At 48.7% G+C, this 17,454-nt stretch carries 14 protein-coding genes; 4 read left to right on the forward strand and 10 right to left on the reverse strand.

Annotated elements, in window-relative coordinates:
• Nucleotides 1–79: 79 nt before the first annotated feature.
• A complete protein-coding gene (locus IB237_RS14030) occupies nt 80–1,555 on the forward strand; it encodes a hypothetical protein (RefSeq protein WP_192489272.1) in 1,476 nt (491 codons plus the stop codon).
• A gap of 211 nt (nt 1,556–1,766) precedes the next feature.
• Here the strand turns inward: IB237_RS14030 and IB237_RS14035 are convergent, their stop codons facing one another.
• The 10 genes from IB237_RS14035 to IB237_RS14080 form a co-directional block, all read right to left on the reverse strand.
• Nucleotides 1,767–2,822: a glycosyltransferase gene (locus IB237_RS14035; RefSeq protein WP_192489273.1), complete on the reverse strand. Its 1,056-nt coding sequence runs from the start codon at nt 2,820–2,822 to the stop codon at nt 1,767–1,769.
• Nucleotides 2,819–3,727, reverse strand: a complete 909-nt coding sequence (locus IB237_RS14040; RefSeq protein ID WP_192489274.1) for an alpha-1,2-fucosyltransferase — start codon at nt 3,725–3,727, stop codon at nt 2,819–2,821. Before IB237_RS14040 ends, IB237_RS14035 begins: the two co-directional genes overlap by 4 nt.
• On the reverse strand, nt 3,724–4,677 hold the full coding sequence (locus IB237_RS14045; RefSeq protein WP_192489275.1) for a glycosyltransferase: 954 nt from the start codon (nt 4,675–4,677) through the stop codon (nt 3,724–3,726). The genes IB237_RS14040 and IB237_RS14045 overlap by 4 nt, the downstream gene beginning before the upstream one ends.
• A gap of 1 nt (nt 4,678) precedes the next feature.
• Complete coding sequence (locus IB237_RS14050; protein ID WP_192489276.1) at nt 4,679–6,370, reverse strand: FkbM family methyltransferase; 1,692 nt, start codon at nt 6,368–6,370, stop codon at nt 4,679–4,681.
• Nucleotides 6,371–6,398: 28 nt separating this feature from the next.
• Nucleotides 6,399–7,670 carry a polysaccharide ABC transporter ATP-binding protein gene (locus IB237_RS14055; protein ID WP_192489277.1) on the reverse strand — a complete coding sequence of 424 codons (1,272 nt, stop codon included), beginning with the start codon at nt 7,668–7,670 and terminating at the stop codon, nt 6,399–6,401.
• A 3-nt stretch (nt 7,671–7,673) separates the two neighbouring features.
• Nucleotides 7,674–8,522: an ABC transporter permease gene (locus IB237_RS14060; protein ID WP_192489278.1), complete on the reverse strand. Its 849-nt coding sequence runs from the start codon at nt 8,520–8,522 to the stop codon at nt 7,674–7,676.
• 28 nt (nt 8,523–8,550) lie between these two features.
• On the reverse strand, nt 8,551–9,738 hold the full coding sequence (locus IB237_RS14065; protein ID WP_192489279.1) for a DegT/DnrJ/EryC1/StrS aminotransferase family protein: 1,188 nt from the start codon (nt 9,736–9,738) through the stop codon (nt 8,551–8,553).
• The gene (locus IB237_RS14070) at nt 9,719–10,663 is read right to left on the reverse strand and encodes a GDP-L-fucose synthase (protein ID WP_192489280.1); all 945 of its coding nucleotides are present in this window, start codon (nt 10,661–10,663) and stop codon (nt 9,719–9,721) included. The genes IB237_RS14065 and IB237_RS14070 overlap by 20 nt, the downstream gene beginning before the upstream one ends.
• A gap of 2 nt (nt 10,664–10,665) precedes the next feature.
• Nucleotides 10,666–11,733 carry a GDP-mannose 4,6-dehydratase gene (gene gmd, locus IB237_RS14075; protein WP_210323963.1) on the reverse strand — a complete coding sequence of 356 codons (1,068 nt, stop codon included), beginning with the start codon at nt 11,731–11,733 and terminating at the stop codon, nt 10,666–10,668.
• Nucleotides 11,734–11,882: 149 nt separating this feature from the next.
• Nucleotides 11,883–12,767, reverse strand: a complete 885-nt coding sequence (locus IB237_RS14080; RefSeq protein ID WP_192489281.1) for a glycosyltransferase family 2 protein — start codon at nt 12,765–12,767, stop codon at nt 11,883–11,885.
• A gap of 181 nt (nt 12,768–12,948) precedes the next feature.
• On the opposite strand from IB237_RS14080, the gene IB237_RS14085 reads away from it, so the two are divergent.
• The 3 genes from IB237_RS14085 (at nt 12,949) to IB237_RS14095 (ending at nt 17,439) form a co-directional block, all read left to right on the forward strand.
• Complete coding sequence (locus IB237_RS14085) at nt 12,949–14,118, forward strand: glycosyltransferase (RefSeq protein ID WP_192489282.1); 1,170 nt, start codon at nt 12,949–12,951, stop codon at nt 14,116–14,118.
• A gap of 216 nt (nt 14,119–14,334) precedes the next feature.
• Nucleotides 14,335–16,260: a nucleoside-diphosphate sugar epimerase/dehydratase gene (locus IB237_RS14090; protein WP_192489283.1), complete on the forward strand. Its 1,926-nt coding sequence runs from the start codon at nt 14,335–14,337 to the stop codon at nt 16,258–16,260.
• 789 nt (nt 16,261–17,049) lie between these two features.
• The gene (locus tag IB237_RS14095) at nt 17,050–17,439 is read left to right on the forward strand and encodes a hypothetical protein (RefSeq protein ID WP_192489284.1); all 390 of its coding nucleotides are present in this window, start codon (nt 17,050–17,052) and stop codon (nt 17,437–17,439) included.
• Nucleotides 17,440–17,454 lie beyond the last annotated feature (15 nt).

The raw sequence follows: 17,454 nt of genomic DNA on the forward strand, positions 1-17,454 counted from the left end.
GTTAATCAAGCTTTTTTTACAAAGCTTGTCACATAGCGTACACAATTACCCCAGTAACAATTGCATGGGGCAACACACAATGACGGCAGACAAAATTATCGAAGGCATCGAGGCAAACGTCTGGAATTATTATGACCTCAGTGCTGACGAGAAAATTGTATCCGTTCCAGCCCGTACATTGTTGTCTCCCGATCGCCTTGATGTTCTTGCCCGCTATATTTTTGTCAAGCAGCGAAATTTAGGTTGGGGCGTAGGTTGGGGCACCAGTATTTACCGGCACTACCTTGAAACATGTAATGCCGATTTTATTGACGGCGATAAAACGAAGAGCTCGTTTAGCGATTACTTGAGATCATTCTCTAAATTATCTGATAGCGTGGCTGTGGAGGGATGGAACTTCAACAAGGGGCTGCTCCCTCATGTTGACGGAGCGGTTATCGATGGTGCCCATCGTCTGTCTGTCGCACTCTATCACGACGGAACTGTCGAAGCTGTACAATTAAAAGGACAAAAACAGGTACATTCAGCCGATGCCCTTTTGCGAATTGGAATTTCTCCCAATATTGTCGAGCAACTTGTCAATGAATTCATTTCATTAGACGAAGAAACATTCACAGCAATTCTGTTTCCATCGCAACTTAATCTTCAAGACGCCGCGGTTCATCGGATCGGTGAATTTGCTAAGATCATATACACAAAAGATGTGGCTTTAAGTGATCAAGGTAGAAAGAATGTGATCGAACTGCTTTACGGCCATGAGCCTTGGTGGAAAACAGAGTTGCTTGAAGACTTTGTAAATTTACGATTTCCTCAAGGTGGATCAATTACCGCTGTTTTCTTCAAGGCTAATGCAGGACAAACCTCACGCACAGTCAAAGAACATGCAAGAGAGATTTTTCCTGCGATACACTTCATCCATGCCAATGATACACATCAAGAAACACGCTGGATCGCTGACTGCCTATTAAATCCAAATGGCATTCAATATTTGAATTTGAGACCGACTGTTCAGCCGCCACGTTTCCGCGAACTTCTTGATGATTTTAGATCAAGGATAACCAGCGATAAATCGCCAGGAAATTATTGCATAGATTCGAGTGCCGTCATGGCCGCGTTCGGCATCAGGGACTGTCGAGATTTGGACTACATCACTCCAGAAGTACGTACGACTAAGCTCGCGGACGATAGCCGAATATCGTGGCACAACGAAGAATATCTAAAATTCCCAATACCGGTAGACGAACTTGTCGCAAATCCAGCCCACCACTTTGTTTACAAAGGGGTTAAATTCATGGCCCTTGATACTGTTATGTTTTTCAAACGGCACAGATGGGCTGAAAAAGACATCGAAGACTGTCGTCTGATATTGGAGGCACGCTATAAGATTTCTTTCAGAGATCGTTTCACGACGAAGCGAAAGCGTCTGAAACGCGAGATCTCATATCTGCTTCAGATAATGCCTGCCGAGACCGCAAAATTGCTTAAACGAATTCTGCCAACAAGTGCATTTCAGGCCCTACGTCAGATGTACCGCAGGTGGAAAGGCATCATGTAACGTAACATTTAAATCAGTTTGTTGCGCATATTCATGACCGGCACATTGCCATCGTCACTATGCATGCCGCAGGTATAGTTCTGAATATCGGGTCTAGAACCAGAAAATCCGGTTTTACAAAGAGGCCGACAAAGCTTGAAGCTTTGCCGGCCTTTAATTATTGCGAGATAAACAACGTGATGACCCGCTTGCGATAGTCAAGTATAGATCATCAAAACCTAAGCTTTGCCTTTCGCAGCAGCATTTGAAACGTTCTCATTGGATCGACTCGTACTGCAGAAAACAGCGCATGACACGCTAAGACGATCAAAAACCTGCGCACTGCACCATTAAATAACCTGAGAAGAAAATCAGCCATAAGTGGCTCGGCACGAGTTTTCACGTCTAACTGCCGATAGTCTTGCCAGGCATTTTTTAGCTCGACAACCTGGCCCAGAGAGATACGCGCATAGCGAATAACAAAGAGAGAAGCTTCAAGGTCCCTCCGCATTTCAATAGGTATCATCTCAATAAGTCCGGGACCTATCGATTCAATATCTTGAGAGGGATCAGGTAATTTTGCTACGCGCATTCGATGACACAGTTTGGCTATCACGGTCGCCAGCTCTTGTTGCTCACGATGAACAAGCGAGACATTTGTGTCATGAACTCGGTATTTTAACAGAGGCTTTGGAATGTTACTGAGCGCATAACCAAGTTCATGAATGCGCAACCAAAGATCATAATCTTCTGCATGAGAAAATGCTCTGCGATACCCGCCAGCGGCAACCGCAGCCTCTTTTCTCATCATGACAGTTGGATGGGCGAATGGGCATCCGGCTTCTAGAAAGTTTTCCACATCGCCTTCAGATACGGGATAATCGCCTTGACGAACAATCTCTCCATCAGCGTCAATAAGAAGAATGAAGCTGCCAACGGCTCCAAGATGCGGCGCTTCGGACATGCGGCGGTATTGCTCTGAAAAGCGCTCTGGCATAGCGATATCATCGGCGTCCATACGTGCAATAAGATCAGCACGAGCGAGGTTTATTCCTTCATTAAGAGCAGAAACAAGCCCGCCATTTGATCGGTCAACGAGCACAATACGCGTATCGCGAGCAGCCAATTCACGTAAAACGGCACCGCTTCCATCTGTTGAGCCATCATTGATGACGATCAGCTCAAAATTGGAAAATGTCTGCGCCAGCAAGCTTTCAACAGCTTCGCGCACGTACTTTTCAGCGTTATAAACAGGTAAAATGACACTGATTAATGGCTGATCACTCATTTCAGGAGAATCCAGTCAGCGGGATACAAGTCAAGAACATTGCAGCCTGCAAGCTTTTCTGAGGTGAACCATTGAGCGGGAGAGATAACTCTTCGCTCTGGACTGTTATTAAGCCAAGCGGCCCACCAGGAGTATGAACTGTTTGCAATTATATTATGTTTGCAGTTCGCCATGAGAAACATGTCTTCCCAAGGTGCAGACGGATCTGACCGAACCACGTTGAAACGCGGTGATTTTGCGAAATTTTCAGCCGCATAATCAGGGTCATCAGAAAACAGGAAAAATTCGGTGTCGGTCCCAACCAAATCCTGCATAAGTGCGATAGCCCGATGATAATAACCAAGACCTAATGCAGCATGCACTGAAGAGGCTGTGGCGCTGAGATAATCTCCACGACGAACATGCAAAGAAACACTGCAGTTAGAAGCAGAAATTTTTTCTGCCCACCCAGCTGACGTCGCCGTAAACGGAGATTTCGGTTGAAACCGTGCGCGGAGCAAATCCTCCGCACCCAGGAAATATTGCGGGCTCTGAAAATACCCATCAAGCAATATCTCATCACTCGAGAGATCCGCACTTATAGGATTGTAATGAAAATTTGGCTCTCGATAAACACCGTCACGAAAAGCCCGATCTCCATTTAGTCTACGTGCTATACGAGACACAAGCGAGGAGGAAACCGGCCCTGCCACAGGCGGGCCGGAATATATATCTTGCGGCACTTGCAGTACATCAAGCTGATAGGGCCAAGTCTTGTAAGCTTCAAAAGTGGACACATCCAAAAACAATTTTCGGTTCAATTGCTCCGACAGCCCAAGAGCTGCAGCATACTGGAACATCTGGTTGCCCAGTCCGCCCAAAAGACGAATTACTACGGCTCCATTCACACTTGACCTATCGCTCACGCAAATCTGCCTTTTATTCGTTTCACCAGAATTTTTATTATGCCAAAGCAAATCTCCGCCCAAAAATGGAGTTGATTGGGGAAAATTGAGCGAACCAACGCATTCTCATTCGTCGCGAAGCTTCGATAAAACTCGTGAACAATTGACGGTTTTTTTATCGACGGAAGGATAGCGTCTATAGCTGCACGCCGCAGACTTCTCTCAAAACGGTTGTCAGCTCTGACGGCTGCCTCCCATTTCGAATATACCCGCATTTGCTGCTGAAAAAATTTCAAAGCTCGCCCACTTTGAACACGGCGTTGTGCACTTTCATTATGGATGCGTATTCCGACAACAGCTTGTGGCGTAAAATCCACCTTGCTGATTTTGGCTAAGCGTATCCAAAGGTCCCAGTCTTCACCATGAAACAATTGCTCATCAAAGTGACCAGCAGAATCCAATACGTCCCTCCGCACTAATACACTCGACGCAGAGCCGGACAACACATAGCTTTCAATCAACAAAGGTAGAAAAATATCGCCTCTTTTTTTGGGCGGCACAACATATTGATTGGTCGCCAGTTCACCGTCAGCGTTTATACAAAAATATGACGAGTGTACAAATCCAACATCTGATCCAGCGCGCCCAAACACCTCAGCCTGACATTCGAGTTTTGTAGGCAACCAGATGTCATCAGCGTCGAGAAAAGCTATAAAAGGTGCCTTGGAAGCCAATACTCCTGCATTTCTCGCTGCAGAAACCCCTTTGTGAGGCAACTTTAAGTAACTTATACGCGAATCCGATTCCAAAAACGACTTTGCAACATCGGCGGTTCTATCCGATGATCCGTCATCTGCCACAATTATGCGTGAAGCGGGCAACGTCTGCTTTTGAATCGAACGTAGTGCATCCGCAAGATACTGCTCACCGTTAAAAACAGGTACAACAACGTCGATTTCGATGCTTTTCATTTTATTTACTCAAATCATCACGCCTTACCCATGACTCCCAAACAAACGGGTAGCGCCACTCAAGCCGATGAGTACGTTGCAAGCGTTTTGCCAAGTTCTTATATTTCCTGCGAGCATCAGGAACGTGCAAGTGAAATTGAACCTGAAGGTGTTTTATTGTGGTGATACGATTGGTATCAATCAGCCGGTTAAGTAGGGCGAATTCTCCACCTTCGATGTTGAGCTTTGCCAAATGCCACTCAGATACACCACGCTCGCTCAGAACACGTTCTGCATCTAACAAACTGACTTCGACTTTCTTTCCATCGGATGCACCGAAAGCGCCGGACGCATCAGCATCCAAATCAAACCGCACTGTCTCGTCCTGGTCAGAAAGCCCGGCTTCGTACAAACGCACCTTTCCATCACCAGCAAAACGGTTCCTTATCGTTTCAGCAAACGTGGGTATCGGCTCAAAAACTGTAACATCTGCGTCACAAATCGATCGAAACCTGGCAACGAAGTCTCCCGCATAACCGCCAACATCCAAGATATTTGCGCCCTGCGGAAGGTCGTACCTGAACCTGAGATCCTCGGATGGATTATTTGCAATCCATTGCTGATGAGACCTGTAGAATTCGTTTGTGACGTATTTCCAATAATGCACGCCCCTCTTCTTGGCAAAAGACGCCTTGTATTTAAATGATCGAAGAATACTCAGCACGGCTGGGCGATGTTCCACGTACGAGCGTGCTCGCGCGCTTAATCTTATCGGAAGAGGCAAAAACTCATTCTCTGCATAAAGTGTCCGTATGGACTTTTTGTCACCCACACTATTGGTGGCAATTAGATCTTTGGCAACCTTGGCCAGTAACGCAAAAACGTTATGTTCATACAGCACACGCCTGCGCGCTTCGCTTAGATGTTCACGATTTTGTTCTGCAATATTCGAATGTATGACTTCTTTGATGATGGCGACTGCATTTTCCGGATCATAAATATCGATTGTCCGGAATGCACCGGCAGGGAAATAGTCCGCCACATTAGGACAACCGTGGTAGATAGGGAAAGTTGACGTCAGAAAAGGATCGGCAAGTTTTTCCGTCCAATAGTCATCAATTGCACAGTTCTCGAGAGCGATATGATACCTATATGCATCAAGGACATCACGTTTATCTGAAAAATCCGCGATACCGCGTCCAAATACGTCAATCTCGTCACCTAACGCCTCTTTCAATTTCGTGACGAATTCCAGCCTTGCACGGTGCTCTGCAGTGAATGTCTTATTTGACGACACGACAGACACAAGCTTCGATTTCTGCGGGGAATGAGTCTCGAATTCCTCAAACTGCATTGGAAATGCGAGAAGTTCACCTCCGGCAGACATAGTTCCAACATGCCAAGGAAGGCCGGCTTGGGTAAGTATCCGCTTAGCGTGTGGAGTCTCTCTATCCGCAGTGATAACTGCATCAAATTGAGCCAAAAACTTTTGGTTGTATCGCTTAACGTTAGATGGCTCAGAGACGACGAAAACCGTCGGAACTGGCTTACGTAAATCCAGACTGCGCTCTGGAAGCGCGTCATACACGAACACCACGTCTGCATCGTGTATGTTCGCAAAAAACTGCACCTCCGCAAACGAGGTGCTTCCAGACGGAAGTTGACGCCTCCACGGCCAATTTGAATGCTGAGTAACAAATGCCGCTTTGATCATCAAACTATCCTTAACATCCTGTATGCACTCAATCAGCGACCCAATCCAAAACCGGAGCGACGATACCGGGTCGACGGGCCCGCCAATAAGGCGATGGGCTCAATCCGCCGGACACCTGGAGGAAAACACTCACTGGCGTATTACCTGGCTCTGAAAACCAACCCTGCCCGTGGAGAGAGGCAAAAAAATCCACTCGGTAACGCCCTTCGTTCAAGAAATGAGCGGGTATCGTCGTGCGGATAGTGTTGTGTCCGATTTTCAACTCGGGCCAGTTCTCAGCATCCTTGTCGGTCGTCACAGACCAAAATACGTGCTGGCCGTGCTCGTCGATGACAACACATCCAAAATTCAATAAGGGACTGAGACGATGGATATCGAGGTCAATTTCCACACCGAATTCTCGATTACCTGGAATTGGGTGATCAAGTGTCTCGCCTGCCATGTCGGTGAGACGGAACGTTTTCAATGAGAAAAAGTCACAGTCGAGTGGACCGTGTACATCAGCGCTGTGAAATCCCTGCAGTTTCCCGTCTTCACCCATCAGATACCGCGCGCACGTCTCTTGCACGTCTGTGCTATCCGCCTTTAACCGTCCGCGCTCCATCCAGATTATACGCGAGCAGAGCTGCATGACTGCATTCATGTTGTGCGACACAAACAGCACCGTACGACCAGCGCTGGCAACATCACGCATTTTACCGAGGCACTTGTTCTGGAAATCAACGTCACCAACAGCCAGTACTTCATCAATGATCATGATCTCTGGCTCCAGATGAGCAGCCACAGAGAAAGCAAGGCGCATTTTCATGCCGCTGGAGTAGCGTTTTATTGGCGTATCGATAAATCCTTCCACGCCGGAAAAAGCTACGATCTCATCGAAGCGCGCCTTGATCTCGTGCTTCCTCAGCCCGAGTATCGTTCCGTTGAAGAAAACATTTTCGCGCCCGGTAAGTTCAGGATGAAAGCCTGTTCCAACCTCCAACAATGAACCAACGCGTCCGTTCAGAATTGCTTCGCCAGATGTCGGTGTTGTAATTTGGGAAAGGACTTTTAAGAGAGTACTCTTCCCGGCGCCGTTGCGGCCAATGATACCAACAACCTCACCTTCATTCACATCGAAACTGACGTCGTTCAGCGCCCAGAACTCACGTGGTTGAGAAGGCTGGCCACTTTGGTCTGCGTCTATTTTCTTGCCTTTAAAAACAGATGCCAGCAAATCCCGCAAAGTATCGTGGCCGGGCCCGGAGCCGTTTAGCTGATAACGCTTTCCAATACCGTTCACACTGATGATCGGAGACATGATTTAGATCCTATCGACGATCGTCGGTTCCAGCTTACGAAAAATGCGAAAGCCGAAGTTGAAGATAATCCCTGCCCAAAGCACCACAATTCCAAGAGCAGCGAGGGACGGAAACGGAGTACCGAGAAGCACTGCCCGAGCTGTATCCAAAAGCGTGGCAACTGGGTTGAGAATAAACACCCACTGATATTTTTCCGGAACAAAACTGACAGGGTAGATCACGGGTGTCACATACATACCAATCTGCACAAAGAATGGTAGGGCAATACCGATATCACGATAGATCGCGTTCAGAGGCGAGAGCATCAACCCTATCGCATATCCAAGCAATCCACCGAAAATTAACAGAAGCGGCAGAAGCACCACGTAAGGCGTAGGCACCACCCCGTAAATCAGCATCAGCGCCAACAAAATAACAAGGGAGATGCACAGGTCCACCCCCGCCGATATTGTTGGGACCAAAGGAAGAATAATACGAGGGAAAAAGACCTTCGTAATGATACCTTCGTTTTTGACAAGCGCTCCGGACGCCTCAACAACGACCTTGCTGAAATATTGCCAAAATAGAAGGCCGGAAAGGACGAAGACTGGGTAAGGAATGCCGTCGGCAGGGATCTTTGCCAGGAAACCAAATATAACCGAGAAAATAATCGTCGTTATCAGCGGCTGCAAGACAGCCCAAGCAATACCGATCACAGATTGTTTATATCGAATCTGAATTTCTCGCAAAGCGAGCGTCCAAGCGATATCTCGATTTAACCAGATATCCCTTAGACCGTCCCACATTGTTCGATCTGCTCGCGGACGAATTACAACACGCGCAGCGCCGTGTTTCGAGAGCATATCTGTCATTCGTCTAATTCCGTTTTTCGAATCTTAGTTACGTGCCGCTTCCGACAGCAATTGCTTCTTCAATTGCCAAACGCAGTAACCCGAATTCTTCATCAAGCGGATAGTGGTGATTACCAATGAAAAGGCCCGCGCCATCGATAATCTCCGCATTTGGAAGATTGCCGCTGATTGAATAATCAAACCATTTCAGAACTTCGTTCTTCGCGAAATTTCCAGCGACAATTGGTCGGACATCAATTTTGTGATTATTGAATGACGCAACCAGCTGCTCACGGGAAAAAGGAGCATTTGCACTGACAATCATCGAAAAACCAAACCAGCTGCTTTCACCAATCTCGCGTTGAGTGCGCAAAAATGGATAGTCAGCCAAGATTGCCTTGAACGTCTCGGCATTGCGTCTACGTTCACTGACAAGCGTTGGAAGTTTGCGCAGCTGAGCCAAGCCAATTGCGCCACTCATCTCCAATGGCCTTACATTATATCCAGGCAATATGAACCTGAACGATTCCGTGAAGGCGTCATCACTTTTAGGCGTTGTTATCTTGTTAACTTTTGGCAGATTTCTCGTCCAGCCATGCGCTCTGAGCGCAAGCAATATGTGATAAAGCTCCTCATCATCAGTAATCACCATCCCACCTTCCATGGTCGAGATGTGATGACTAAAGAAGGCGCTAAAAGTACCCATGATACCGTGTGACCCGGCTTGCCGCCCCTCGAAAGTTGCGCCCATCGATTCACAATTGTCCTCGATAATATCAATTTGCCGGTCACCAATGATCTGCCTGATCTTGGAGAAGTCATTGGGATTACCAAGCAGATTGACCACCATAATCGCCTTGGTGCTAGGCGTTATGGCGCGCTCCAATTTGGCCAGATCATAGTTAAGGGTATTGATATCGATGTCCACAAACCGGAGCTTTAGTCCATACTGGTAAAGTGGATAATATGTCGTGCTCCAAGACACAGCAGGCACGATAACCTCGTCCCCGGGCAGCAGTGGAGAATCGCTGCGATATCTGAGTGCGCCAACCATAATCAAATTAGCTGATGAACCCGAGTTCACCATGACGCAATATTTGCTGCCACAGTACTCAGCAAACGCCTGTTCAAACTCAGCCACGCGCGGCCCCATCGAGAACATGCCCGATTCGGTTACGCTACGAATTGCTTCGTGTTCTTCTTCGTCCCAGCTCGAATTAGCCAGCGGATAAGTCATTTGCATCATCCAATGTCAAAAAATATTCATAGGCTTTCTGGATACCCTCCCGCAACGAAGTTGGGGCAGACCAACCCAAATTCTTCTGGCGAGAAACATCCAACAACTTCCGCATCATACCAACCGGCTTTGTGGTATCGAAGACGAAACTTCCATCAAATCCAATTACATCAGCCGCAGCCTGGTAGTACTCCAATACAGACAGATCAGACCCCAAGCCGACGTTCATATCGCCAGGCAATTCCGAGGCTCGCTCGAGGAAGAACACGATCGCGTCCGCCAAATCGCCGGCGTACATAAACTCTCGCCTCGCACTGCCGTCCCCCCAAATCTCGACATGACGTTGTCCCGTGAGGCGAGCGACGTGCAGCTTACGAATGATAGCTGGAACCAAGTGAGATACTTTGGGATCAAACTTATCGTATTTTCCGTAAAGATTGCACGGAATCAGTGTCTTGTATTGCAATGATGGATCTTCACTTCGCATGTAACTGCACATCCGTGCAGCAACACACTTAGCAAGAGCGTAGCCTTCATTGGTCGGCTCCAAGGCTCCCGTCAGAACATCTTCCTCACGCAGAGCGTTTGGACTATTCTTAGGATACATACAAGAACTGCCCAAATTAAGGACAGTATCAACACCAGCCTCGCGAGCTCCAAGTAACAAATTCTGCCCCATGGACAGATTTCGAGCCAAGAAAGCTACTGGCTCGCGGATGTTTGCCTGGATCCCTCCGACGTGACCAGCACTATGAATGATCACGTCCGGACGATGTTTTTTCAACCAGGCAAACGTTGCACCGTGAGCCATTAGATCAAGTTCTGAACTACTCGGCGCAAGGACCTCGTGATGGCTCGCCTTAAGAAGCTCTAGCAGATTGCGACCAACCATGCCTGAGCCGCCGGTAACAAGAACTCGCGCCATGGTCAGACCTTCGCCGCATGACTTCGGTCAAGACAGCGCGCTTCTTCCAGATCGCTTGCAACCATTTCCTTTACCAAGTCGCGGAAAGGTGTCGTATGGCGCCAACCCAACTTGTCAAACGCCTTAGAAGGATCGCCAAGCAGCAGATCAACTTCTGTTGGGCGGAAATACCGAGGATCAATCTTCACCAACTCAGCGCCGGTTTTCGCATCGACACCAACTTCGTCTACTCCGGTACCGCTCCACGCGATTTCGCGACCAACTTCAGCAAAGGCAAGCTCCACAAATTCGCGGACAGCATGGGTTTCACCAGTCGCCAACACATAATCGTCGGATTGATCCATCTGCAGAATTCGCCACATGCCCTCGACGTAGTCACGCGCATGTCCCCAATCTCGCTTCGCATCCAAATTACCGAGATAGAGTGCTTTCTGCTGTCCAAGCTCGATAGCAGCAACGGCTCGTGTAATTTTGCGAGTAACGAACGTCTCACCGCGAAGCGGGCTTTCGTGATTGAATAGAATTCCGTTAGAGGCGTGCATGCCATAGGCTTCACGATAGTTCACCGTAATCCAATAAGCATACAACTTGGCGACCGCATAAGGGCTGCGAGGATAAAATGGTGTCGTTTCTTTCTGTGGTATTTCCTGTACCTTGCCATAAAGCTCTGATGTCGACGCCTGGTAGAACCGCGTCTTGCCTTCGAGCTTCAACAGGCGAATAGCCTCAAGAATACGCAGCGCTCCGGTAGCATCGGCGTTTGCAGTATATTCGGGAGTCTCAAAACTCACTTGAACATGGCTCTGAGCCGCGAGATTATAAATCTCATCAGGCTGAATTTCTTGAATAATTCGGATGATATTCGTCGAGTCCGTCATATCTCCGTAAACAAGACGGAAATTCGTAGCCTCTTCGTGTGTGTCTTTAAACAGGTGGTCAATTCGACCAGTATTAAAGGACGACGACCGCCGTTTTACACCCCAGACAGCATAGCCCTTGGAAAGAAGTAGCTCGGCCAGGTAAGCGCCATCTTGTCCAGTTACACCAGTGATAAGTGCGCGTTTTTGCAAAGATAAAATCCATATTTTAGTGATACGAACTTCGCGATCATGTAAAAAACCGTCGCAGAATTGACCACCACTTACACGAAGCACTACCTATCGACAACTGTCAAAATTCTACGATACCGCCGCTCGAGACCTGTAAAACCACCCTACAACTACCGCAACCGCCTCACACGCCATCCGGGTAACGGAGAAAGCTTGAGCCTCGGCCGGGACAAAAGCGACGCTGTTATCAACATCAAAAAACTTGCCAAGCGACGTTCACGCCATGCAGATGCCGCGCGTTCGTAAAACAGGTAGGCATCAGCGGTCTTGCGCAAGGATTTGTCGGTGGTTAGCGATGCAATTTTCTGGCTGATGTAAGCGGAGGCATTCGTGACAACATCGAGGTTCGTATTATTGCCTCTCTCTACAGCGACACCAATCATGTCTTGTATTTTGAGCTCGAAGTTAGCCAACGCAATACGTACGAACCATTCATAGTCCTCCAAACGCCGTAGACGGACATCGGAACCACCAGCTGAATTCATGATTTCAGCGCGATTTAGTATGATGCAGGACCCCGGCGCGAACCAACAACCACGGAAAAACTCCTCCGGTGTGGAAGCAGGTAGAGGAACCCTCTCCTGCCATAAAACTCCACTCGGTAAAACGTCCAACCAGCCACAGCCATAAATGGTTCGGCCTGGCACTGGGCAATGTTTCTCTGAGTCATCAAGATAGGCCCACCGCGCTTCCATCGTGCCTGGGAGCAGCCAGTCATCGCTATCCAGGAAACTCACCCACTCGGTTTTGGCAATCTCCAGGCCGACATTGCGTGCGTTTCCCGCCCCACCATTCTTATCTAGCCGGACGATCCGTACTATACCTGTTGAGGTAGTATCTTCCGGCAGCACAAGCGGTTCCGGCGAAGCATCGTCGACAACCAGTATCTCTACTGGCCAAACATCTTGCTCCAAGACGCTATTTATAGCGCGCTCAAGTTTTTGCTGACGCCCATATGACGGAATTACAAACGTCAGTGGTATCTGTGCCTTCATACAATTTCACCTGATAAATGCGTCGTTGGTGCAATCCGGATGTCGCGCATTGACATCATAAGTCGGACAATGGCAATGCAAACTAAACTCCAAGTCAAATTAGTTTGAGGAAACTCTACTTTTTGGAATGTGTCGCGCTGTCTTCGCCCTAAATTCTTGCACTTCAACTGAGATAAAAAAGATGTCTGGCTTGGTGGTAATTTGTAACGACCTTGATTACTTCCTCCGGCATAGGGCGGAAGTGCCACTCAAAATTAAAAAGGAAGGCCATCGGGTTACGATTGTAACAGGAGGTCGATTTGCACGCGCCTCGGATCAACCGGACCTTGATTTTGAGCACACGCCGATTGAACGTTTTTCATTCAATCCGTTCTTAGATGCTGCTCTGACTGTCAGGTCGTTGAAAATATTTCTTCGGACGAAACCTGAAGCAGTTCATCTGATAACTTTAAAACCCGCAATCTATGCCAGCATTGCCGCGCTAATTTCGCGAGCCTTAGGCCGAGGCCCGAAGAAAATTCTGATCACCATACCAGGTCTAGGGCGGCTCATGTCTCCATCGAGTTCCATGTCTGGGTTCATGGTAAATTTTGCTCGAAAACTGATAGGATTGGCCCTCCGATTTATCTCATCGCAAAAAGACGTTCATTTCACGTTTGAAACTCAACACGATTTTTCTGTTTTTGTTGAAAAAAAACTTGTTAGTCAAACCAATGCGTCTGTCATCAAGGGCGCCGGCGTCAATCCCGCCCTATTCTACCCAAAGGAAAAAACCGAACCAGCCGCGCCACTACGAATTTTATTTGCCTCCCGACTGTTGAAATCAAAGGGACTTGAGGCATTCCTCATGGCGGCGCAAAAAAACGTCCATGGTAGTTCAATCCAATATGTCGTGGCCGGGATGATCGAAGCAGATGATCCCGATGGCTATTCTGCAGAAGAACTGGCACGCAATCCAGCAATCACGTTTTTGGGTGAGCAAAATGATATGCCGTCACTTCTTCGAACCGTTGATGTCGTTTGCCTTCCTACTTTGTACGGCGAGGGGATACCCCGTATTTTAATTGAAGCAGCGGCCTGCGGTATAGCATCAATAGCGACTGATGTTCCTGGCTGTAACGAGATAGTCCTAGATGGTGAGACAGGCGTACTTATTAAACCCGGAGCGCTTTCTGTAATGGCCGACGACATCGCGTCCGCAACTGATGTGTATGCCAAAAACCCGTCGATATTGGCAGCACATTCAAAAGCAGCCGTCAGTCACTTCCGTGCAGGTGGATTTTCCGAAAGTTCTGTCATCGAGCATTTTGTTGAACTTTTGGGTTTTTCGGGCAAATCTCTTAAAGTTTGACCAAAAGAGGAGTAGGCGATTTCCGCCCACGCAAAACAGCGGTAAAACGTTGCAGTCGCGCCTCTTTGACCTTATCACCAGATTTCAAGACATGAGAGATGTCGCATTATAAAAAGATATCCATGCTTGATAAAGTTTCATGACAACCAACCTCCTTTGGCTGCGATCGCTCCGTGACGGGAATACATCTGCGGTATTGGCACCAGGCATCAGCGAATGGCATTTAGAAACATTATTTCGGTCGTTTTGAGCCTCCCGCGCTGGCTAAAGCGCTTTACCGCCCTGTGCGTCGACAGCGCTCTGTGTGTGATTACGCTATGGCTGGCCTTTTCTCTGCGGCTGGATACATGGGATTTCCTGTCGGGCGTCCAGCTTCTGACGATCCCGGTTTCTCTCGCCATTGCTCTACCGCTCTTTGTCGTGAACGGCTTGTACAGAGCTATTTTTCGTTACATTGGCTGGGCCGCATTCCTGGCCATCATCCGGGCCATCGCGCTCTATGGCGTGCTGTTCATGCTGGTGTTCACCTTTATCAGCGTGCCGGGCATACCAAGAACCGTGGGCATCATGCAGCCTCTCCTGCTGCTGTTGGCCATCAGCATATCGAGATTGGTTACACGCCAGATACTCGGCGCTCCCTACCGGCGTGAACTCAGCAAAAACGCTCAACGCTGTGTGCTGATTTACGGTGCGGGCACTGTCGGGCGCCAGCTTGCGAGCGCACTACTGAACGGAGGGCAACTCTCGGTGCGTGGTTACCTTGATGATGACAAGCACCTTCATGGCGCACTGATCAACGGTGTGCGTGTTTATGCACCGCACGAACTCAAAGATGCAGCGACCTTATTGAATGTCAAAACCGTTCTTCTCGCGGTACCAAATATCAGCGCTGAACGCCGAATGGCGATTATAGAAAGCCTCCGGGGGGTTGGTGTTGCGGTTAGGCTGGTGCCGAATGTCAGCGAGATTGCACAGGGCCGCGTGCATATGGCGGATTTCCAGGAATTGGCTGTTGACGACCTTCTCGGCCGCCCACCAGTCAAGCCGTCCGAAGAACTGCTCAAACGCAACATCAAAGACAAGGTCGTCATGGTGACAGGCGCTGGCGGCTCGATCGGCAGCGAACTGTGTCGTCAGATCCTGCAGATCGGCCCCGAGCGACTGATTTTGTTCGAACAGAACGAGTTCACACTCTATTCCATTCACGCCGAACTGGTGCGTAACGATCCCTCCAAGGAAGATATCGTTGTCCCTCTTCTGGGCTCAGTGCGTGATGCCAAGCGCATGGCCGACATTATGGAAAGCTTCAAACCCCACACAATTTATCATGCTGCGGCATACAAGCATGTGCCAATCGTCGAACAAAACCCGGTAGAGGGTATTTCCAACAATGTTCTCGGCACGCTTGAGACCGCCCGCGTTGCGATAGAAAAAGGCGTCAAATCATTCGTATTGGTCAGCACGGACAAAGCCGTTCGCCCAACCAACATAATGGGCGCATCAAAGCGGGTTGCAGAGCTGGTTCTGCAGGCTCTCGCCGTCAAAAACTCTGACATAACATTCTCTATGGTACGATTTGGTAATGTGCTTGGTTCCTCGGGTTCGGTCGTTCCATTGTTCCGACAGCAAATTGCCAATGGTGGCCCGATCACGCTTACCGATTCGGAAATGACCCGCTACTTCATGACAATTCCTGAGGCATCTCAGCTGGTCATTCAGGCAGGTGCGATGGCGACTGGCGGCGATGTTTTCGTCCTTGATATGGGCGAACCGGTAAAGATCATCGATCTTGCTCGACGCATGGTCGAGCTATCAGGCATGACCATCAAGGATGAGACAAATCCGGATGGCGATATCGAGTTCGTCATGACCGGACAAAGACCGGGAGAAAAGCTTTACGAGGAGCTGCTGATCGGCGATAATCCTGCTGAAACGACACACCCTCGTATCATGACGGCCCATGAGGAATTCTTCCCCTGGCCCCAACTGCAATCCATGCTGGAAAAGCTGAAATCCGCGATGGATGCCAACGATCTCGTTGAAGTTCGTAAGCTGATGGGCACCATGGTGTCAGGTTATCGTCCAAGCGCCGATATTGTTGACTTGGTAATGATCAGACAACGTGAGAATAGTAACTCTTAAGTCCGCTACCCATACCCCATTGTACCAACAAACACTTCAGCGAGTGGGAAAGCTGCTATTAGGGCATCGAAAGGTGTAGCCGTCATCAGTCGTCCAGAGGGAAATGGTTGTGGATTTCTCGGTCTAGGGAAGACTGCAGTTCGCGGGTCGAGTGAAGCGGTTTTGAGAACGCCCTGTGCGGTTACGAGCGGCAATCCCGACAAGCTTCGGCTGATCGTGAAGGCAACGTTTCCAATGAACACTCAAACTTGCGGTGGCACGTTAACATAGCATACTTTGCTACATTCGATATTCAATATCTCTGGCGCAAGCGTTGTGGGAGGAGACAACGATCGCGAATTTGTGGCATCTCAAATGTGTCACCGAAGATGTCATGATCCAAAATCCGAGGACCGCCGGAGCAAGATCGTCCCAGCAGAAGGTCTTTCTGAGACGAGCGCCTAAGCACTCCGTAATCGTTGCGCTTTCTATTTCTGTTCGCAAACAACCCCACCCGGTCAACATCGACCGTGCTTCTGGATTTCAATTGCAAGAGCCTTTGGGTAACGATCGATCGAAGTCGTGCACGCCTTCAAAAACTTTCCGGCCAAACCTGAAATTTCATGTCATTCGCTTGCGAATGATCACTTTGTCTTGTCCAAATAGATATTGAGCTTCATCCTGTTCACGAATTGCTCTATACTACCAAGACTTGACAGGTGATGTGCATCCGGACGGCGAGGGTCGCCAAGGCAGTGTCCGGCCTCAATTCACTTATTAGCTCGGCCGGACTCTCACTGGAGAGTCGTCATGTCGGAAAAATCTTCTGCAATTCCACCTTTGCCGTGCGCGCCCGTTGAGGTGTACGACGGAATACCTACTGCTATCGCCCTTGAGGTGATGCGTGATCTCTATGGACTTCATGCCGCGACAGCAGCAGCGTGGTGCGCCATAGAAGCGCGTCGCGATGGTATCGATGACCAATACCAATTCTGGTTCGGTCTTTTTTGCGAACTTCGCAAGGCCTCCCCTGTCTTTTCTCTCCTTACGCCCCCGATCTTGAAAATTGATCGGTCGATGTCTGAAGGTGACTATTCTCAAGTAGACGAGACTATTCGCTGCGACCTTAATTGCTTGCTCTGCTCCCAAAACCTTCGACATTCAATTGTTCGCGAAATCCGATCAATAATCGGAAATTAATATTGGAAATCACCA

This window comes from Agrobacterium sp. AGB01 (assembly GCF_014851585.1).
Lineage (GTDB): Bacteria > Pseudomonadota > Alphaproteobacteria > Rhizobiales > Rhizobiaceae > Agrobacterium.